We start from the raw sequence: 18576 nt of genomic DNA, 5'->3' as shown, positions 1-18576 counted from the left end.
CTTCAACGGAGAGTTTGATCCTGGCTCAGGATGAACGCTGGCGGCGTGCTTAACACATGCAAGTCGAACGATGATCCGGTGCTTGCACCGGTGATTAGTGGCGAACGGGTGAGTAACACGTGAGTAACCTGCCCTTGACTCTGGGATAAGCCTGGGAAACTGGGTCTAATACCGGATATGACCTTCCATCGCATGGTGGTTGGTGGAAAGCTTTTGTGGTTTTGGATGGACTCGCGGCCTATCAGCTTGTTGGTGAGGTAATGGCTTACCAAGGCGACGACGGGTAGCCGGCCTGAGAGGGTGACCGGCCACACTGGGACTGAGACACGGCCCAGACTCCTACGGGAGGCAGCAGTGGGGAATATTGCACAATGGGCGCAAGCCTGATGCAGCGACGCCGCGTGAGGGATGACGGCCTTCGGGTTGTAAACCTCTTTCAGTAGGGAAGAAGCGAAAGTGACGGTACCTGCAGAAGAAGCGCCGGCTAACTACGTGCCAGCAGCCGCGGTAATACGTAGGGCGCAAGCGTTATCCGGAATTATTGGGCGTAAAGAGCTCGTAGGCGGTTTGTCGCGTCTGCCGTGAAAGTCCGGGGCTCAACTCCGGATCTGCGGTGGGTACGGGCAGACTAGAGTGATGTAGGGGAGACTGGAATTCCTGGTGTAGCGGTGAAATGCGCAGATATCAGGAGGAACACCGATGGCGAAGGCAGGTCTCTGGGCATTAACTGACGCTGAGGAGCGAAAGCATGGGGAGCGAACAGGATTAGATACCCTGGTAGTCCATGCCGTAAACGTTGGGCACTAGGTGTGGGGGACATTCCACGTTTTCCGCGCCGTAGCTAACGCATTAAGTGCCCCGCCTGGGGAGTACGGCCGCAAGGCTAAAACTCAAAGGAATTGACGGGGGCCCGCACAAGCGGCGGAGCATGCGGATTAATTCGATGCAACGCGAAGAACCTTACCAAGGCTTGACATGGACCGGACCGCCGCAGAAATGTGGTTTCCCCTTTGGGGCTGGTTTACAGGTGGTGCATGGTTGTCGTCAGCTCGTGTCGTGAGATGTTGGGTTAAGTCCCGCAACGAGCGCAACCCTCGTTCTATGTTGCCAGCACGTGATGGTGGGGACTCATAGGAGACTGCCGGGGTCAACTCGGAGGAAGGTGGGGACGACGTCAAATCATCATGCCCCTTATGTCTTGGGCTTCACGCATGCTACAATGGCCGGTACAAAGGGTTGCGATACTGTGAGGTGGAGCTAATCCCAAAAAGCCGGTCTCAGTTCGGATTGGGGTCTGCAACTCGACCCCATGAAGTCGGAGTCGCTAGTAATCGCAGATCAGCAACGCTGCGGTGAATACGTTCCCGGGCCTTGTACACACCGCCCGTCAAGTCACGAAAGTTGGTAACACCCGAAGCCGGTGGCCTAACCCCTTGTGGGAGGGAGCCGTCGAAGGTGGGACTGGCGATTGGGACTAAGTCGTAACAAGGTAGCCGTACCGGAAGGTGCGGCTGGATCACCTCCTTTCTAAGGAGCGCCTCACAATTATCATTCTCTGCTGTATGGCGGGGTGTGGTGTTGTCAGGAGTACGCCCGTTGCGCAGACGCTAGTTCTGCGGCGGGTGCTCATGGGTGGAATATCAACGAATAGGTGCCTGGTGGCACGGACCGTTTTGCTAGTACGGACGCACTCCTCCTTTTGGGGTGTGTGTCCTGGAACGCTGGTGGTCTGGTTGCTGGCGGGTAGTGTTTGGCACACTGTTGGGTCCTGAGGCAACAGGGCCGGGGGGTTTGGTTCCCCGGGGTTTGTTTGTTTCTGGTTTCCCTGCCACGTCGTTTCATGCGCTGTTGGCCTCTCTTTTTGTGGGGGGTTGGTGTGTGGGGTGTGTGGTGTGGGGTTGTTGTTTGAGAACTACATAGTGGACGCGAGCATCTTCCATGAGGAGCCCTTTGGGGTTTTTCGTGGATAAGCAATTTCCAAGAATTGGAACCTGGATCTGGCCGCATTGTTTGAGACTCTTTCGGGGGTTGATGGGGTGTGGACGGTTTCTGTGGTTCTCTCGAGTGTTTTTGTTGTTGATCTTTTGTGGTCAAGTTTTTAAGAGCACACGGTGGATGCCTTGGCATTAGGAGCCGAAGAAGGACGTAGGAATCTGCGATAAGCCTGGGGGAGTCGATAACCGGACTGTGATCCCAGGGTGTCCGAATGGGGAAACCCCGCCAAGCGCGCGAGTGACTTGGTGACCCGTACCTGAACACATAGGGTGCGTGGAGGGAACGCGGGGAAGTGAAACATCTCAGTACCCGCAGGAAGAGAAAACAATAGTGATTCCGTTAGTAGTGGCGAGCGAACGCGGATCAGGCTAAACCGTTCCATGTGTGATAGCCGGCGGGCGTTGCATGGTCGGGGTTGTGGGACTTTCCATACCAGTTCTGCCGGGCTGGTGGGGTGTGATGTGCGCGCATAGGTGAACGGTTTTGAAAGGCCGGCCAGAGAGGGTGTTAGTCCCGTAACCGTAATGCGTTTGTGCCGCCTGTGAGAGTATCCCAAGTAGTACGGGGCCCGAGAAATCCCGTGCGAATCTGTCAGGACCACCTGATAAGCCTAAATACTCCCTAATGACCGATAGCGGACCAGTACCGTGAGGGAAAGGTGAAAAGTACCCCGGGAGGGGAGTGAAACAGTACCTGAAACCGTGTGCTTACAATCCGTCGGAGCAGTCGCGAGTAATCGCATAGTAACTGTGACGGCGTGCCTTTTGAAGAATGAGCCTGCGAGTTAGTGTTACGTCGCGAGGTTAACCCGTGTGGGGCAGCCGTAGCGAAAGCGAGTCTGAATAGGGCGTGTGAGTGGCGTGATCTAGACCCGAAGCGAAGTGATCTACCCATGGCCAGGTTGAAGCGACGGTAAGACGTCGTGGAGGACCGAACCCACTTCAGTTGAAAATGGAGGGGATGAGCTGTGGGTAGGGGTGAAAGGCCAATCAAACTTCGTGATAGCTGGTTCTCCCCGAAATGCATTTAGGTGCAGCGTTGCGTGTTTCTTGCTGGAGGTAGAGCTACTGGATGGCTAATGGGCCTACAAGGTTACTGACGTCAGCCAAACTCCGAATGCCGGTAAGTGAGAGCGCAGCAGTGAGACTGTGGGGGATAAGCTTCATAGTCGAGAGGGAAACAGCCCAGACCACCAACTAAGGCCCCTAAGCGTGTGCTAAGTGGGAAAGGATGTGGAGTTGCTCAGACAACCAGGAGGTTGGCTTAGAAGCAGCCATCCTTAAAGAGTGCGTAATAGCTCACTGGTCAAGTGATTCCGCGCCGACAATGTAGCGGGGCTCAAGTACACCGCCGAAGTTGTGGCATTCACACGTGTTCTAAGCCTTTGTGGTTCAGGAGTGTGGATGGGTAGGGGAGCGTCGTGTGGGCAGTGAAGTCGCGGTGGAAACCAGCGGTGGAGCCTACACGAGTGAGAATGCAGGCATGAGTAGCGAAAGACGGGTGAGAAACCCGTCCGCCGGATGATCAAGGGTTCCAGGGTCAAGCTAATCTGCCCTGGGTAAGTCGGGACCTAAGGCGAGGCCGACAGGCGTAGTCGATGGACAACGGGTTGATATTCCCGTACCGGCGAAAAACCGCCCATGTTGAACAGGGGATACTAACTGCCCGAGACCTGCCCGACACCCCTTGTGGGTGAAGGGTTTTGGTGGAGCGCAGGACCTGATCCTGGGAGGCAAGCGTATTAACAGGTGTGACGCAGGAAGGTAGCCGAGCCGGGCGATGGTTGTCCCGGTCTAAGGATGTAGGGCGAGTGGTAGGCAAATCCGCCACTCATAGTGCCTGAGATCTGATGGGACCCCCGTTTGGGGGGATTTGGTGATCCTATGCTGCCGAGAAAAGCATCGACGCGAGGTTTTAGCCGCCCGTACCCCAAACCGACACAGGTGATCAGGTAGAGAATACTAAGGCGATCGAGAGAATTATGGTTAGGAACTCGGCAAAATGCCCCCGTAACTTCGGGAGAAGGGGGGCCCCAACCTTGAACGGACCATGCGTCCGGGAGGGGATCGGGGCCGCAGAGACCAGGGGGAAGCGACTGTTTACTAAAAACACAGGTCCGTGCGAAGTCGCAAGACGATGTATACGGACTGACTCCTGCCCGGTGCTGGAAGGTTAAACAGGACCGGTTAGCCGCAAGGCGAAGCTGAGAATTTAAGCCCCAGTAAACGGCGGTGGTAACTATAACCATCCTAAGGTAGCGAAATTCCTTGTCGGGTAAGTTCCGACCTGCACGAATGGAGTAACGACTTCCCCGCTGTCTCAACCATAAACTCGGCGAAATTGCAGTACGAGTAAAGATGCTCGTTACGCGCAGCAGGACGGAAAGACCCCGAGACCTTTACTATAGTTTGGTATTGGTGTTCGGAGTGGCTTGTGTAGGATAGGTGGGAGACGTTGAAGCCCGGACGCCAGTTCGGGTGGAGTCATCGTTGAAATACCACTCTGGTCACTTTGGACATCTAACTTCGGCCCGTAATCCGGGTCAGGGACAGTGCCTGATGGGTAGTTTAACTGGGGCGGTTGCCTCCTAAAAAGTAACGGAGGCGCCCAAAGGTTCCCTCAGCCTGGTTGGCAATCAGGTGTCGAGTGTAAGTGCACAAGGGAGCTTGACTGTGAGAGAGACATCTCGAGCAGGGACGAAAGTCGGGACTAGTGATCCGGCGGTACATTGTGGAATGGCCGTCGCTCAACGGATAAAAGGTACCTCGGGGATAACAGGCTGATCTTGCCCAAGAGTCCATATCGACGGCATGGTTTGGCACCTCGATGTCGGCTCGTCGCATCCTGGGGCTGGAGTAGGTCCCAAGGGTTGGGCTGTTCGCCCATTAAAGCGGTACGCGAGCTGGGTTTAGAACGTCGTGAGACAGTTCGGTCCCTATCCGCTGCGCGCGCAGGAAATTTGAGAAGGGCTGTCCTTAGTACGAGAGGACCGGGACGGACGAACCTCTGGTGTGTCAGTTGTACTGCCAAGTGCACCGCTGATTAGCTACGTTCGGATGGGATAACCGCTGAAAGCATCTAAGCGGGAAGCTCGCTTCAAGATGAGATTTCCATACACCCTCGGGTGTGAGAGGCCCCCAGCCAGACCACTGGGTTGATAGGCCGGATGTGGAAGCGAGGACTAACGACTCGTGAAGCTGACCGGTACTAATAGGCCAACAACTTACACCACAAACAAAACACTGCTTGCGTCCACTATGTGGTTCCCAACCAACAACCCCTCACAGGGTTACAGGTTGAAGGAACCAACCAATAATTGAATACAACACCACAGCTCCCTAACCGGAGCACGTTGTAACCACAAAAGATTTCCCACACCACCGTCACCGGTGGTGACGGGTCAAAGGGTTACGGCGGTCATAGCGTGGGGGAAACGCCCGGTCCCATTCCGAACCCGGAAGCTAAGACCCACAGCGCCGATGGTACTGCACCCGGGAGGGTGTGGGAGAGTAGGACACCGCCGGACATAACATTAGTAGGGCCCTGACAGCGAATGTCAGGGCCCTACGACTTAACCACCACACACCCCGGCACCGACACCCAGGGCCACCCCGGTAGAGTTGATCACCATGAACAGCCTCTTCAGCCATGGCCAGGATTCCTGGGAAGCCGACCCGCAGCCCGCATCGGATCCGCTCGAGCCCGTCGTGAACACCGTCGTGGTACCGGGGACCATAGCCCACGCCTTTGCCGGCTTCACGGACCATACACACTTGTGGTGGCCGCTTGAAGCCCATGGTGTTTATGGGGCTGACTCGTACGTTGAGTTTGAAGAGAACCTCATCCTCGAGACGGCTGACGACGGCCGAACAAGCATCTGGGGAACACTTGATGACTGGCAGCCGCCATTTTCCTTTCATGCCTCCTGGCATCCAGGCACCACTGCCCTGTGGTCCACAGAGCTCCTCGTTGTGTTCAAAACGGTGGAACAGGGAACGGAGGTACGCGTATTCCACGACGGCTGGGAAGGCGCTGAGGACCCTGCTGCAGTCCGTGCTGAAAACGCGGACGCCTGGCCGGAAATCCTGACGAGGTATGCACGCTTCATGGGCGCTGAATGACCAAAATCCGTCGACTGGAACAAGGGGACTGGGCGCACTACCGGGATATTCGCCTGGAAATGCTCGCAGACACACCTACGGCATATGTTGAGCCGCTCGAATCGGCGTCACGCCAGACCGACGGGCAGTGGCAGGCACGCACCGCCAACATGGTCAGCCCGGGAAACGTTACCTTCGTTGCCGGAGACGCTCCGGGCAGTGGCCGCCTTGAGGCGCTGATGTGGGTGGCACTAAGGAAACCCCAGGACCTGCAACGGCCCCGCCAGGCGATACTGCTTAGCGTCTTCGTGGCAGGCCGGCAGCGAGGCACCGGACTGGCTGACTCAATGCTGCGCCGGTGCATTGCCGCAGCCAGGGATGAACTGCAGGCGGACTTGCTGGAGCTTGGAGTGCATGAGGACAACGTGCGTGCCCAGCGCTTCTACCTGCGCCATGGCTTCAGGGACACAGGAAGGCGGGAGCCCTACCCTTTGGATCCGGCAGCCCGGGAACTGGTGATGGAACTGCAGCTCAAGCCGGCAGCTGATGGCGGCGCAGCTAAGCCGTACGGGTAGAGGCCTGCACAGGCGGGACAGCTGTGCTCGTCCTGATGATGAAGTCCGTCGGGTATTCGTGGTCGGTGGCACTGTGGGTAGCACCGCCGTCGGACTTCCCCCTGCCGTCGCCCAGCAAGCCAAGAGCGGTACGGGCGGCCAGGCGGCCCTGCCCCCGCGGGTCCTGGCTGATGGTGGTTAGCCCGAACGTCTCACCAAGCTCGTGCCCGTCCATGCCCAGCACGGAAAGATCGTGCGGAACCTGCAGGCCAAAGTCGCGTGCAGCGAGGATGATGCCAACAGCCATCTCATCCGAAGCAGCGAAAACGGCAGTGGGCCGCTCCGCTGCTGTCCCCAGCAGGCGGCGGGCACCCGCGTAGGCTCCCTGGATGGTGAAATCGGCCGGTACCAGCCATTCCTGGCGCAGCGGCAGGCCGGCAGCTGCCATCGCCTTCTCAAAGCCGCTGCGGCGGATTCCGGGCAGCTTGAAGTCGCGGTCGAGTTCGGCGTCGCCTGTCATGTGCGCTATCCGGGTGTGGCCAAGCCGGATAAGGTGGTCCGTCGCCTCCCGTGCCAGCCGCTCATCGTCGATGCGGATGGTGGAAGCACCCGGCAGCGCACCACCGATGCCCACAATCGGCCGGTGAACGGCCAGCAGTTGCCGGATCTCCTCTTCGCTGAGCACCAATGCAACCGCAATTACAGCGTCCAGTCGCTTCCGCAGGAGGAAGTCGTTGAGCACGCTGCTGCGCCGTTCAGGCTGCTCGCCCACGTTGTACAGCGTCAGGTCGTAACCGGCGTCCAGCAGTGTCTCAGAGACGCCTTCCAATACCGAGGAGAAGTACCACCGGTGCACGTGCGGCACCACAAGCCCGATGTTGTGGTTGCGCCCCGAAGCGAGGCTGGAAGCGTGGTAAGAGGGGACAAAGCCCAGCTCCTGCGCAGCCTCCTGGGCGAGCCGGCGGGCCCGCGCCGACACGTTGGTCTTCCCGCTCAACGCCCGGGACACGGTGGCCACGGACAGGCCCGCCTTGGCTGCTACCTCCTTGATGCCCGCCATGCTCAGTTTGCTGAGGGGCCGGGTCCAAGCTGGATCCAGGCAGTCTCGCCCGAGGCGAGGTGCGTGCCGGACTGCGAGGGAAGGCTGCGGACGATGACCTGCCCGGCGGGCATTTCCAGGGGCTCGTGGTTGAGGTTCATAAGCACCAGCGTAGTGCCGTTCACGTACGCCAATGAGGAGCCGGTGCACCAGTCCTCCGCCCAGGCGAGTGAGCCCCGGCCCAGGTTCAGGTCGCGGCGGATCCGAAGGATGTTCCGGTACAGCGAGAGGTGCGACGACGGCGAAGCGGCCTGGACGTCCCGCGCCAAGGCCGGGAACGACGGCGGAAACGGCAGCCAAGGGGTGTCTCCGGCACCAAAGCCGAGATGCTTGTCCGCAGCACGCCAGGGGAGTGGAACGCGGCATCCGTCACGGCCCAGGCGCTCCCCGCCGGTCCGCGCGAACGTGGGGTCCTGCCGTTGGTGCTCGGGGATGTCGACGCCGTCGGGCAGCCCAAGCTCCTCCCCCTGGTACAGGTAGGCGGCGCCGGGCAGGCCCAGCATGAACAGCGAAGCGGCGGCTGCACGGCGCCTGCCGAGGTCATGGTCCGGCTGGGGGTCCGCCGGGCCAATGCCGTCGCCGTCACGCGGGCCAAGCCCGTTATAGCCAAAGCGGGTGGCGTGCCGGACGACGTCGTGGTTGGACAGCACCCACGTGCTGGGTGCGCCCACCCCGTCCAGGACCGTCAGGGAATCCGTGACCACCGAGCGCAGCCGGTATGGGTCCAGGCCTGCGTGGAGGTACGGAAAGTTGAATGCCTGGTGCATTTCGTCCGGGCGGACCCAGTGGGCCAACCGGTGCAGGTCCACGCTGGCCTCGGCGCACAGGATCCGGTCCGGTCCGTACTCGTCCAGGATCCGCCGCCAGTAGCGGTAGATGTCATGGACAGCGGGCTGGCCGAACATGGGTGCCTCGTGGCCTGGGAACCCGTCGCTGCTCCCGCCGTCCGCACGTCCGCCCAGGCCGGCAGCCCGGGAGCCTTGACGAGCGCGTGGGCAACGTCAACGCGGAAACCGGAGACGCCACGGTCCAGCCAGAACCGGAGGACTCGTTCGAACTCGGCGTGCACCGCGGGGTTGTCCCAGTTGAAGTCCGGCTGGGACGAATCGAAGAGGTGAAGGTACCACTGGTCCGGCTGGCCGTCCGGTCCGGCAACCCGGGTCCAGGCCGGCCCGCCGAAATGGGAATGCCAGTTGTTGGGCGGCTCGTGGCCGCCGGGGCCGGTGCCGTCGCGGAAAATGAACATCTCGCGCTCCGGGCTGCCGGCGGGCGCCGCCAGGGCAGCCTGGAAAGCGGCGTGCTGGTCGGAGCAATGGTTGGGAACAGGTCCACGATGACCCGCAGTCCCAGCCGGTGGGACTCGGCCATCATGACGTCAAAGTCGCCGAGGGTGCCGAAAATCGGATCCACGTCGCAATAGTCGCTGACGTCGTAGCCGGCATCGCGCTGCGGAGAGCGGTAGAAGGGCGAGAGCCAGACCGCGTCCACGCCGAGGTCCGCCAGGTGCGGGAGCTCCTCAGTGATACCGGCAAGGTCGCCTATGCCATCGCCGTTGTAGTCCCGGAACGATCGCGGGTACACCTGGTAGATCACGGCAGAGCGCCACCAGCCCGGCACGGCGTCCGGAGCGTGGATCAGCGTCAGCGGGCCCGCATCGAGTGAAGTGCCGGGGGTCACAGTTTCGACAGACATGATTGACAGCTTAGACAGGTGAAAGCAAAAAATGAAAACGCTTCCATACGGTGACGTATGGAACCAGCTCCCATAATCTTGTTTCTGCAGGTCACAAGTGGAAGCGCTTGCAAGTGCGGGGGGGAAGGTTACGAAGTGCGTGCCCTGCTGCCCCTAGACTGAGGAGACGGATCCGACGCCGGATGGAGGCTTTTGTGGGCAGCGTGGTTGATGAACTCGAGGGCATGCTCGCCCCCGGGCAGGTTGACGTCAGGGAAGCCGCGCTTCGCCGGTACGCCGTGGACCAGGCGCCCGTCATCGACTTCCACCTGCCACTCGCCGTCGTATTCCCGCAGTCCGTTGCAGACGTCCAGGCCGTGGTGCGCAGCTGTGCGGCCAGGGGCGTGGCGGTGGTGGCCCGGGGAGCTGGGACCGGCGTATCCGGAGGCGCCCACGCCACGCGCAACTGCATTGTCATGTCGCTGGAGCGGATGGACCACATCCTTGCGCTGAACCCGGATGACGAAACGGCCGTCGTGGAACCCGGAGTGGTCAACGCAGTACTCAATGAGGCCGCCGCCGTACATGGCCTCATGTACGCACCGGATCCTGCGAGCTTCCGCACGTCCACGATCGGCGGCAATGTGGCCACGAACGCCGGCGGGCTGCGCTGCGCAAAGTACGGGGTCACCAGGGATTCGGTGCTGGCCCTCGATGTGGTGCTTGCCGACGGTTCCCTTCTCCATACCGGCCACCAGACCTTCAAGGGCGTGGCGGGCTATGACCTGACGGGCCTGTTTGTCGGCTCGGAAGGGACGCTTGGCATTGTCGTCGGCATCACCGTGCGCCTAAAGTACCTGCCCCACAAGGTGCATACGGTGGCAGCCTTCTACCCCGACTTCCGGATGGCCGCCGCAGGGGTCCTGGCGGTCGGCAAGGCGCGGGTCCAGCCCGCCATCATGGAACTGCTCGACGGCGGCACGCTGGCCCAGCTGGACGACATCCACGGGTCGAACCTCACCGCCCGGGGCGGCTCCTCCTCCTGGTCCAGACGGACGGGTTCGGCGCCGAAGCCGAGGCGGAGGTGGTGCGCAGAGTCCTTCGGTCAGGCGGTGCAGTGGTGACTGCGGAAGCCAACGCCGAGGCTGAACGGCTGGTGGAGCTCCGGCGGCACAGCAGGGGCGCCGAGGTTGACGATGAGTACCGGGTAGGCGAGGACGTGGCCGTGCCGCGTTCGCGCCTGGTGGATTATGTCGGCGAGCTGGAGAACATGGCCGCACGCCACAACGTGAACCTCAAGGTGGTGGCCCATGCCGGGGACGGCAACCTGCACCCCACCTTCTGGATTGAGCGGGACGGCCAGGGCGTGGATGCCGGGGCAATGGAGCGGCTCCAGCGGGCCCTGGACGAGTCCATTACGGCAGCATTGGACATGGGCGGCACCATTACGGGCGAACACGGCGTGGGCCAGTACAAGCTGCGGTGGCTGGGGCAGGAGCAGCCGGAGCCGCTGCGGCAGCTTCAGCGCAGGATCAAGGACCTGTTCGACCCTGAGGGCATCCTGAACCCGGGCAAAGCGATCCTGCCTTAGTCGTCCGCGTCCGGGTATTCGTCGATGGACTCCTCGTCGCCATACCGGGACTCCTCGGTCTCCACCTCAAGGATCTTCAGCAGCCCGGTGTCCGGATTCAGCATGATAGCTGCTTCATCCCGGCGGTGGCGGAGGATGGAGTCGATGTAGGACTGGACCGCCTCGGCCAGGGGAATGTGGCGTTCCTGCTTCTCGGACATGTACCAGCGGTGCTCCAGGACTTCGTGGACCACCTCCGCCTGCTCCAGCTTGCCGGACATGTCGCGCGGAATGGAACGGACGATCGGCTCGAAAACCTGGCTGACCCACAGGTGGGCACTGTATTCCTCATCCATGTCCGGGTTGTTGTCGGCCCGGAAGGAGTCCATGTCATTCAGGAGGCGGCGCGCCTGGTTTTCCTGTGCGTCCAGGCCGGTGAGGCGGAGCAGGCGCCGCTGGTGGTGCCCGGCGTCCACCACCTTCGGCTGCAGCTGGATGGTGGACCCGTTCTGCGTGGTCTTGATGGCGTATTCCTCGACGTCGAAGCCGAGTTCGTTGAGCCGGCGGATGCGGGCACCCACACGCCAGCGCTCGCCGAGTTCGAAGGACTCCTTCTCGGTCAGCTCCGCCCAGAGGCGGCGGTAGCTGTCCATGATGAGTTCGCTGGTGGCCACGGGGTCCACCTTTTCCTCGATCAGGCCGCCGTCCAGGAGGTCCATGAGTTCGCCGGCGATGTTGACGCGCGCGATTTCAAGATCGTATTCGCGCTGGCCGGTGGAGAGGTCCGGGTACAGCTCACCGGTTTCCGCGTCCACCAGGTAGGCGGCAAAGGCGCCGGCGTCGCGGCGGAACAGGGTGTTGGAGAGGGACACGTCGCCCCAGTAGAACCCGATCAGGTGCAGCCGCACCAGGAGCAGCGCCTGCGCGTCGATGAGGCGCGTCAGGGTGTCCTTGCGGAGCATCTGGGAGAACAGCGCGCGGTACGGCATGGAGAACTTGAGGTGCCGGGTGACCAGGACCGGGTTGAGCGGCCGGCCGTCCGGGGTTGCACGGCCTGTAATGACCGCCACCGGCTCAACGCAGGGCACGTCCAGCCGGGCGAGCTTGCGGAGCATGTGGTATTCGTGCCGTGCCACGTGCTCGGAGGTTTCCTTGATGGCGATGACGGAGCCGCCGAGGTGCGCGAAGCGGACGATATGCCGGGAGATACCGCGGGGCAGCGCCGCCAGGTATTCAGCCGGCCAGTCCTCCAAAGCGATGTGCCACGGCAGGTCCAGCAACTCGGGGTCCGCGGCAGCGGCGGTGATGTTGAGCGACGAGACCGAGGCGGCTTTCCCGTCATCGGCACTGGCCGCCACGAACCGCGGCAGTTTTCCGATCTGCGCGTAGTCGGTGGGTTCGTCGTGCCACTGGGCGCTGTATTCCTCGGTCATGGTTCAATTCTTCCGTACTTGGCGGTGGGCGCCTAAATCGCCGGCAGGCGCAGTTAAAGGCCGACGGCGGCCCACACCGTTTCCTAAAAGGGTGTGGGCCGCCGTCGGTTAGGACGCGATTTAGTCGCCGAGGCGCAGGCCGGTCTTGGTGTCGAACAGGTGCACGTGGCCCGACTGCGGGCGAACGTAGATGGCCTCGCCCTTCATCGGGGGACGGCGGCCGTCGACGCGTGCCACGATGTCGTGGTCCTTGCCGTCCAGCGTGGTGTGGCCGTAGACGTAGGCGTCGGCGCCGAGCTCTTCGACGACGTCCACCTCAACCTTCAGGCCCTCGCCGTGCGGCGCGGTTTCCAGGTCTTCGGGACGGCTGCCAAGCGTCACGGTGGAGCCGTGAGCCTCTTCGAGAACGTCGCGCGGCACGGGGTAGACGGTGCCGCCGAACTGGACGCCGCCGTCGACGACGGGCAGTTCCAGCAGGTTCATGGCGGGGGAGCCGATGAAGCCGGCAACGAAGACGTTCTTGGGACGGTCGTAGAGGTTGCGCGGGGTGTCAACCTGCTGCAGCAGGCCGTCCTTGAGCACAGCCACGCGGTCACCCATGGTCATGGCCTCGACCTGGTCGTGGGTCACGTAGACCGTGGTGACGCCGAGGCGCCGGGTCAGGGACGCGATCTGCGTACGGGTCTGGACGCGCAGCTTGGCGTCCAGGTTGGAGAGCGGTTCGTCCATGAGGAAGACCTGCGGGTTACGCACGATGGCGCGGCCCATGGCAACACGCTGGCGCTGACCGCCGGAGAGTGCCTTCGGCTTGCGGTCCAGGTACTGCTCGAGGTCGAGGAGCTTGGCTGCTTCGCGAACGCGCTCAGCGCGCTCTTCCTTGGAGACGCCGGCGATCTTGAGGGCGAAGCCCATGTTGTCGGCCACAGTCATGTGCGGGTACAGCGCGTAGTTCTGGAACACCATCGCGATGTCGCGGTCCTTCGGCGGAACATCGGTGACGTCGCGGTCACCGATCAGGATGCGGCCGGCGTTGACGTCCTCGAGGCCCGCGAGCATGCGCAGGGAGGTGGACTTACCGCAACCGGAGGGTCCCACGAGGACCAGGAATTCGCCATCGGCGATGTCGATGTTGAGCTTATCGACGGCGGGCTTTTCTGTGCCCGGGTACAGACGCGTAGCGTTATCAAAAGTAACTGTAGCCACAGTTATCAATCCCTTCACCGGCAGGTACGTGCCGGACGATCCGTTGTGAATGGTTCATGTTTGTTCAGTTTTGTGTTGCAAGGTGAACTGCGGACTGGCCGCAACGCACCGAGTGACGCCGCACGGTGTCTGTGCGCCACATCACAAGCAAGAGTATGTCAGACGCCTTGTTTATTGTTGCAAATGTTACGGACGTCACATGTCGTCCTGGACACCTTTTACCCCTGCGCCTCTTGCGGATCCTCTTCCGCCACGGCAAGGCTCCGCTCCTGGAGCAGCGCCTCAAGCAGCTCCGCCACATGTACCGGCGCCTCCACGCGGTACTGGGCCTGGGTGAAGTCCAGGCCCACTTTCACGCCCACATCGCCGGGCTCCAGCCGTGCCAGCGCGTCCTCGTCAGTGGTGTCGTCGCCCGCGAACAGGACTGCCGTGGCTCCTGTGACCTGCCGCAGGAATGTGACGCCTTCGCCTTTTGAAGCGTTGACGACGGAGGTCTCCAGGACCCGCTTGCCGTCCTTCAGGAACACGCCCTTGCGGTCCTGCAGCAGTGAGCGCGCGGCAGCCACGGCGTCGGCGGCAACGTCGTCCGCTGCCTGGCGCGTGTGCAGCACCACCCCTGCCGGCTTGTCCTCGAGCATGGTTCCGGGGGCGTTGGCCACAATTTCAGCAAGGATGGCGCGGACCTCGGCCAGCAGTTCCTTTTGCTGAACATCAAGCGTGAGCCCGGTGGAGCCGGGCCCCGGCCAGGCTTCCGCCCCGTGGCTGCCAATGAGCAGTGACTCCACCGGCGGCGAAGCGACGGCGCGCAGGCTGGCGAGGGCGCGGCCTGAGATGAGGGCCGTCGTCGTCCGCGGCAGCGCGGCCAGCCCCGCGAACGCTGCGGCCGCACGGGGAAGGGGGCGTGCGTCGTCGGCGTGTGCCACGATGGGCGCCATGGTCCCGTCGAAGTCCATGGCCACCAGCAGATGATCGGTGCCGGCCACGCGCCGGACGGCCTGCCGGAGCTCCGGGGAGAGCGCCAGGAAAGTTCCGGTGCTGCCGTCAGGAGTCATCCCGGACCACCTTTTCGTTCAGGGCCCGGAGGAAATCGGCGGACCAGGCGTCCACGTCGTGTTCAAGAATCTGCTTCCGCATGGCGCGCATCCTCCTGGCGGCGTCGCGGGGCGGCAACTCCACGGCACGCATGATGGTGCTCTTGAGGCCGTCGATATCGTGCGGGTTCATCAGTAGGGCCTGCTTGAGCTGGTCGGCAGCACCCGCAAATTCGCTGAGGACCAGGGCGCCGTCGTTATTGGTCCGGGCGGTCACGTATTCCTTTGCCACGAGGTTCATGCCGTCCCGCAGGGCGGTGACCAGCATGACATCGGCGGCCAGGTACAGGGCCACCATTTCCTCCACCGGGTAGCTGTGGTGCAGGTAGCGGACGGCGGTGTTTTCGATGGTGTCGTAGGTGCCGTTGATGTGCCCCACCGTGCCCTCCACCTCTTCGCGCAGCAGGCGGTACTGTTCCACGCGTTCACGGCTGGGGGAAGCCACCTGGATCAGGGTCGCGTCGCCCACCTTGAGCTTGCCGTCGGCCAGGAGTTCCTCGAATGCCTTGAGCCGGTGCCGGATGCCCTTGGTGTAGTCCAGCCGGTCCACGCCGAGCAGGATGGTCTTGGGATTTCCCAGGTCCTGGCGGATCTGCCGTGCCCGCTCGATGATTTCAGGCTTGGCCGCAAGTTCGCTGATCTGCTGGACGTCGATGGAGATGGGAAACGCCTGTGCCCGGGCGATGTGGGTGATCTCGCCGTCCTGGCCTTTGACATGCACCTGCTGCTGCTTGACGCTGGCCCCCAGGAAGCGCCGTGCCGAGCGCATGAAGTTCCCCGCGTCGCTGACCCGCTGGAAGCCAACCAGGTCGGCGCCGAGGAGGCCGTCAATGATCGCGTGCCGCCAGGGCAACTGCGCGAAAATCTCCGGTGGCGGGAAGGGGATGTGGTTGAAGAACCCGATCCGCAGGTCCGGCCGGGCCCGGCGCAGCATCCGGGGGACCAGTTGCAACTGGTAGTCCTGCACCCACACGGTGGCGCCGTGGTCCGCATGGCGGGCGACGGCGTCGGCGAACCTCTGGTTGACCTTCCGGTAGGTGTCCCACCAGGTGCGGTGGAATTCCGGCGGGGCGATGACGTCGTGGTAGAGCGGCCAGAGGGTGGCGTTGGAGAAGCCCTCGTAATACAGCTCCACATCGTCGGTGCTGAGCTGGACGGGCACCAGGTCCATGCCGCCGTGGCTGAAGGGCTCTACCGTTTCATCGGGTGCACCGTGCCAGCCCACCCATGCGCCGTCGGTCTTTGTCATCATCGGGGCCAGCGCGGTCACCAGGCCGCCCGGCGAGCGGCGCCAGCCTGAACCGTCATCCCCGCTTTCGCCGGCGGCGCAGCGGTCAACGGGCAGCCTGTTGGAGACCACCATGAAGTCGTATTTCGTCACCCTGCCATGGCTCCTGCCGGCGGCGCCGGCCTCAGCTTTAGCGGCGGGTTTTTCCTGGACGGGTGTTTGCATTGCGGCCCCTGGGGTTGCTTGTGCCTCTTTCCCCACCCTAACGGGACGGAATCATCGGTGCTATTCGTCCGTTGGTCAAGCCGTAGGAATACTTGAAGGGGCAAGCTCTCAGGTTTCTCCCCTAAAATGGGGGTGTGCCACGAAGTGGACCCCCTACGTCGATCGACCCAAGGAACACATGAGCCCTGCAAACGAAGTACGCAAGTCCAAGGCTGAGCGAACCGCGGAGGCGCGCGAGAAAGCGCGCCTGATCCGGGAGGCGCAGCTCAAGAAGGACAAGCGCAACAAGCTGCTGATCGGCTGGGGCATCGTGGCGGCGGTGGTGGCCATCCTGGCGGTCGTGGCCCTGGTGGTTACCACCAGCATCCGGCAGAACACGCCCATCGCAGACCAGGGCCCGGTGCCGGCAAACGGCAACGTCAACGGCGGTGTGACGCTGCTGGCCAACACCGAGGTGAAGTCCACGGATGCGGCCACGGTGGACATTGCCAACGTTCCGGCCAAGCAGGACGCCCCCAACCCGGTGGTGGCCCTTGGTGCCGAGGCCGAAGAAGGCCAGCCGGTGAAGATCGTTGCCTACATCGACTTCATCTGCCCCGTCTGCAAGCGCTTCGAGGACACCTACAACGACTCGCTCACCGGGCTCCGCAACGAGGGCAAGATCTCCCTTGAATACCGGCCGCTGGGCTTCCTGGACCGCCAGTCCAGCACCAATTACTCTTCCCGCGCAGCGAACGCCGCCGCGTGCGTGGCTGACCAGGCGCCCGACAAGTATGCCGAATACGTCGACGTCCTGTTCACCAACCAGCCTGCCGAAGGCGGTGAGGGCCTCTCGGACGACAAGCTCAAGTCACTGGCCAGTGACATTGGTGCGGACATCAACAGCTGCGTTGATGACAAGACCTTCCGTCCCTACGTGAAGTACTCCACCCAGCTGGCGTCCAACACGGGCATCACCGGCACGCCCACCATCTTCATTGACGGCAAGCAGTGGGACGGCACCACCGACCTCAACGCCGACATCCAGGCTGCGATCGACGCGAAGGCGTAGCACCGCCGGACTGTTGCACGCCGTCGGACTGTTGCACGCCGTCGGACTGTTACAGAAGGGGCCCGTTCCCGGAACATCAAACTGTTCCGGGAACGGGCCCCTTGTTGTCCGCTTCGGTGCGGCCTGCCCCGGCCGCCGGCGTTTTTACCACCGGCGGGAGTTGGGCTAACCTTATCTAGCGCCGTCACGGCGCCCGCCCGCCAGGGCATGCCTCCTTAGCTCAGTTGGCCAGAGCACCGCTCTTGTAAAGCGGGGGTCGTCGGTTCGAATCCGACAGGGGGCTCCACGAGAACCCGCCGAGGGGCCAACTCCTAGCTCCCGGACACCCGGGGGTTGTCAGCCTCCTGAAGTTCCACCTCGGCCGTCGCCTGGATCAGTGCCAGGAGTTCAGGGTCCAGCCCCGGGGAGAACTCCTCCCGGCGTTCAGGCGAAATGGTCATCGGGGCGCCCTCCGGCATGACATCGGTCCGCAGTTCCGTTCCGTCATTGGACGGGGACGCGCCCCGGAAGAGCTTGCCGGCCTCGCTGAGGTTGTCCGCACTGAACGTGTACTGGATGCTCTGGAGGCCCTGGTCCAGCAGCTTCTTCACCTCCGGGAATTGTTCAGCCTTGGTCTTGGGGATGGGCAGGACCTTGCCCCAGTTCACGCCGAGGCTTTCGAGGGCCTTGGCGAAGGCGTTTTCATGGGCCTGGTCCCGGACGATGAGGTAGGCGATGGTGGACCGGGCGGTCTTGTTGTCCGTCATTTCGTAGATCCGGCACTTCTGCAGCCGGCCGGTGGATTCAAGCATCAGGTTGTACAGCAGGTCCAGGACCAGGTTTCCGCTGTTGTACACGTAGGAACCGCTCCAGGGGTTGCCGACGGAGTCGACCGGCAGCGCACCCTGGGCCCCCACGAGGTAGTGGTGGATGTTGCCTGTGTCGAGGGCGATCTTCAGCGGGGTGGCTCCCTTTGCGCCCGGCTCGTCCACGGGGTCGGTCTTCTTGCCCTGGTATCTCGGGGAACCGTCCAGCAACTGGGAAATCGTGGTTCCAATCAGCTCGACGTGGCTGATCTCCTCCGTTCCAACGCCCTGGAGGAGGTCCTTGTAGGGCTTTGCCGCCGCGTCGCCGCGGAAATTCATGCTCTGGAACAGGTACTGCATCATGGTGCGCATTTCGCCGAATTGCCCGCCAAGGCCCTCCTGGAGGGCGTTCGCTGCGGCGGGGTCCGGCTCATCGGCGGCGATTTCATTGATCAGGAGTTGGGTGTGCAGGTACATGGGGCCGTTTCCTCACTGTTGCTCTGATACTGAATGCTGCAGTTCATCGGTTCAACGGCCCTTGGTTCCACGGCCGCAGTAACTCCCGGAGCGC

The 18576-nt window shown here is 62.5% G+C and carries 9 protein-coding genes, 1 tRNA gene, 3 rRNA genes and 2 pseudogenes; 8 read left to right on the top strand and 7 right to left on the bottom strand.

Features of this window, described 5'->3' with window-relative positions:
• Positions 1-2 precede the first annotated feature (2 nt).
• The 5 genes from ACPEE0_RS16125 (at position 3) to ACPEE0_RS16105 (ending at position 6670) form a co-directional block, all read left to right on the top strand.
• Positions 3-1527 (top strand): 16S ribosomal RNA (locus ACPEE0_RS16125).
• A 561-nt stretch (positions 1528-2088) separates the two neighbouring features.
• Positions 2089-5227: ribosomal RNA gene (locus tag ACPEE0_RS16120) — 23S ribosomal RNA — on the top strand.
• A 177-nt stretch (positions 5228-5404) separates the two neighbouring features.
• Positions 5405-5521: ribosomal RNA gene (gene rrf / locus ACPEE0_RS16115) — 5S ribosomal RNA — on the top strand.
• Together the 16S, 23S and 5S rRNA genes form the textbook arrangement of a ribosomal RNA operon.
• A gap of 103 nt (positions 5522-5624) precedes the next feature.
• Positions 5625-6116: a hypothetical protein gene (locus ACPEE0_RS16110; RefSeq protein WP_424574856.1), complete on the top strand. Its 492-nt coding sequence runs from the start codon at positions 5625-5627 to the stop codon at positions 6114-6116.
• On the top strand, positions 6113-6670 hold the full coding sequence (locus ACPEE0_RS16105; RefSeq protein ID WP_424574855.1) for a GNAT family N-acetyltransferase: 558 nt from the start codon (positions 6113-6115) through the stop codon (positions 6668-6670). The genes ACPEE0_RS16110 and ACPEE0_RS16105 overlap by 4 nt, the downstream gene beginning before the upstream one ends.
• Here ACPEE0_RS16105 and ACPEE0_RS16100 read toward each other — a convergent pair.
• Together ACPEE0_RS16100 and ACPEE0_RS16095 are read right to left on the bottom strand one after the other, a co-directional pair.
• The gene (locus tag ACPEE0_RS16100) at positions 6654-7709 is read right to left on the bottom strand and encodes a LacI family DNA-binding transcriptional regulator (protein WP_424574854.1); all 1056 of its coding nucleotides are present in this window, start codon (positions 7707-7709) and stop codon (positions 6654-6656) included. The two genes, ACPEE0_RS16105 and ACPEE0_RS16100, sit on opposite strands and share 17 nt — an antisense overlap.
• A gap of 2 nt (positions 7710-7711) precedes the next feature.
• Positions 7712-9440 (bottom strand): annotated as a pseudogene (locus ACPEE0_RS16095) (glycoside hydrolase family 13 protein).
• A 182-nt stretch (positions 9441-9622) separates the two neighbouring features.
• Between ACPEE0_RS16095 and ACPEE0_RS16090 the strand changes: the two are divergent.
• A pseudogene (locus ACPEE0_RS16090) lies at positions 9623-11010 on the top strand (FAD-binding oxidoreductase).
• Here the strand turns inward: ACPEE0_RS16090 and ACPEE0_RS16085 are convergent.
• The 4 genes from ACPEE0_RS16085 to ACPEE0_RS16070 all read right to left on the bottom strand — a co-directional run bounded on the left by ACPEE0_RS16085 (position 11007) and on the right by ACPEE0_RS16070 (position 16169).
• Positions 11007-12422 (bottom strand): DUF4032 domain-containing protein, encoded by a 1416-nt coding sequence (locus ACPEE0_RS16085; RefSeq protein WP_009359149.1) that lies wholly within the window; start codon positions 12420-12422, stop codon positions 11007-11009. The pseudogene ACPEE0_RS16090 and the gene ACPEE0_RS16085 overlap by 4 nt on opposite strands.
• Before the next feature lie 120 nt (positions 12423-12542).
• Positions 12543-13625, bottom strand: coding sequence for an ABC transporter ATP-binding protein (locus ACPEE0_RS16080; protein ID WP_009359150.1), 1083 nt, complete (start codon positions 13623-13625; stop codon positions 12543-12545).
• Between the two features lie 218 nt (positions 13626-13843).
• A complete protein-coding gene (gene otsB, locus ACPEE0_RS16075; protein ID WP_424574853.1) occupies positions 13844-14677 on the bottom strand; it encodes a trehalose-phosphatase in 834 nt (277 codons plus the stop codon).
• Positions 14667-16169, bottom strand: coding sequence for an alpha,alpha-trehalose-phosphate synthase (UDP-forming) (locus ACPEE0_RS16070; RefSeq protein ID WP_354177359.1), 1503 nt, complete (start codon positions 16167-16169; stop codon positions 14667-14669). Before ACPEE0_RS16070 ends, otsB begins: the two co-directional genes overlap by 11 nt.
• Before the next feature lie 178 nt (positions 16170-16347).
• Between ACPEE0_RS16070 and ACPEE0_RS16065 the strand changes: the two genes are divergently transcribed.
• Both ACPEE0_RS16065 and ACPEE0_RS16060 read left to right on the top strand, forming a co-directional pair.
• Positions 16348-17220: a DsbA family protein gene (locus ACPEE0_RS16065; RefSeq protein WP_424574852.1), complete on the top strand. Its 873-nt coding sequence runs from the start codon at positions 16348-16350 to the stop codon at positions 17218-17220.
• 209 nt (positions 17221-17429) lie between these two features.
• A tRNA-Thr gene (locus ACPEE0_RS16060) sits at positions 17430-17506 on the top strand.
• A 25-nt stretch (positions 17507-17531) separates the two neighbouring features.
• Here the strand turns inward: ACPEE0_RS16060 and ACPEE0_RS16055 are convergent.
• Positions 17532-18482 carry a manganese catalase family protein gene (locus ACPEE0_RS16055; RefSeq protein WP_009359154.1) on the bottom strand — a complete coding sequence of 317 codons (951 nt, stop codon included), beginning with the start codon at positions 18480-18482 and terminating at the stop codon, positions 17532-17534.
• Between the last annotated feature and the right edge of the window lie 94 nt (positions 18483-18576).

It is taken from the genome of Arthrobacter sp. SD76 (assembly GCF_049726125.1).
GTDB classification, from domain to species: Bacteria; Actinomycetota; Actinomycetes; order Actinomycetales; family Micrococcaceae; genus Arthrobacter; species Arthrobacter nitrophenolicus.
The sequence above is the reverse complement of the archived record's forward strand: the minus strand, read 5'-3'. Positions and strand labels throughout refer to the sequence as shown.

Excerpts from the sequence above, each read along its gene's own strand:
- ACPEE0_RS16110 (WP_424574856.1), top strand. The coding sequence starts at position 5,625 with ATGAACAGCCTCTTCAGCCATGGCCAGGATTCCTGGGAAGCCGACCCG.
- ACPEE0_RS16105 (WP_424574855.1), top strand. The coding sequence starts at position 6,113 with ATGACCAAAATCCGTCGACTGGAACAAGGGGACTGGGCGCACTACCGG.
- ACPEE0_RS16100 (WP_424574854.1), bottom strand. The coding sequence starts at position 7,709 with ATGGCGGGCATCAAGGAGGTAGCAGCCAAGGCGGGCCTGTCCGTGGCC.
- ACPEE0_RS16085 (WP_009359149.1), bottom strand. The coding sequence starts at position 12,422 with ATGACCGAGGAATACAGCGCCCAGTGGCACGACGAACCCACCGACTAC.
- otsB (WP_424574853.1), bottom strand. The coding sequence starts at position 14,677 with ATGACTCCTGACGGCAGCACCGGAACTTTCCTGGCGCTCTCCCCGGAG.
- ACPEE0_RS16070 (WP_354177359.1), bottom strand. The coding sequence starts at position 16,169 with ATGCAAACACCCGTCCAGGAAAAACCCGCCGCTAAAGCTGAGGCCGGC.
- ACPEE0_RS16065 (WP_424574852.1), top strand. The coding sequence starts at position 16,348 with ATGAGCCCTGCAAACGAAGTACGCAAGTCCAAGGCTGAGCGAACCGCG.
- ACPEE0_RS16055 (WP_009359154.1), bottom strand. The coding sequence starts at position 18,482 with ATGTACCTGCACACCCAACTCCTGATCAATGAAATCGCCGCCGATGAG.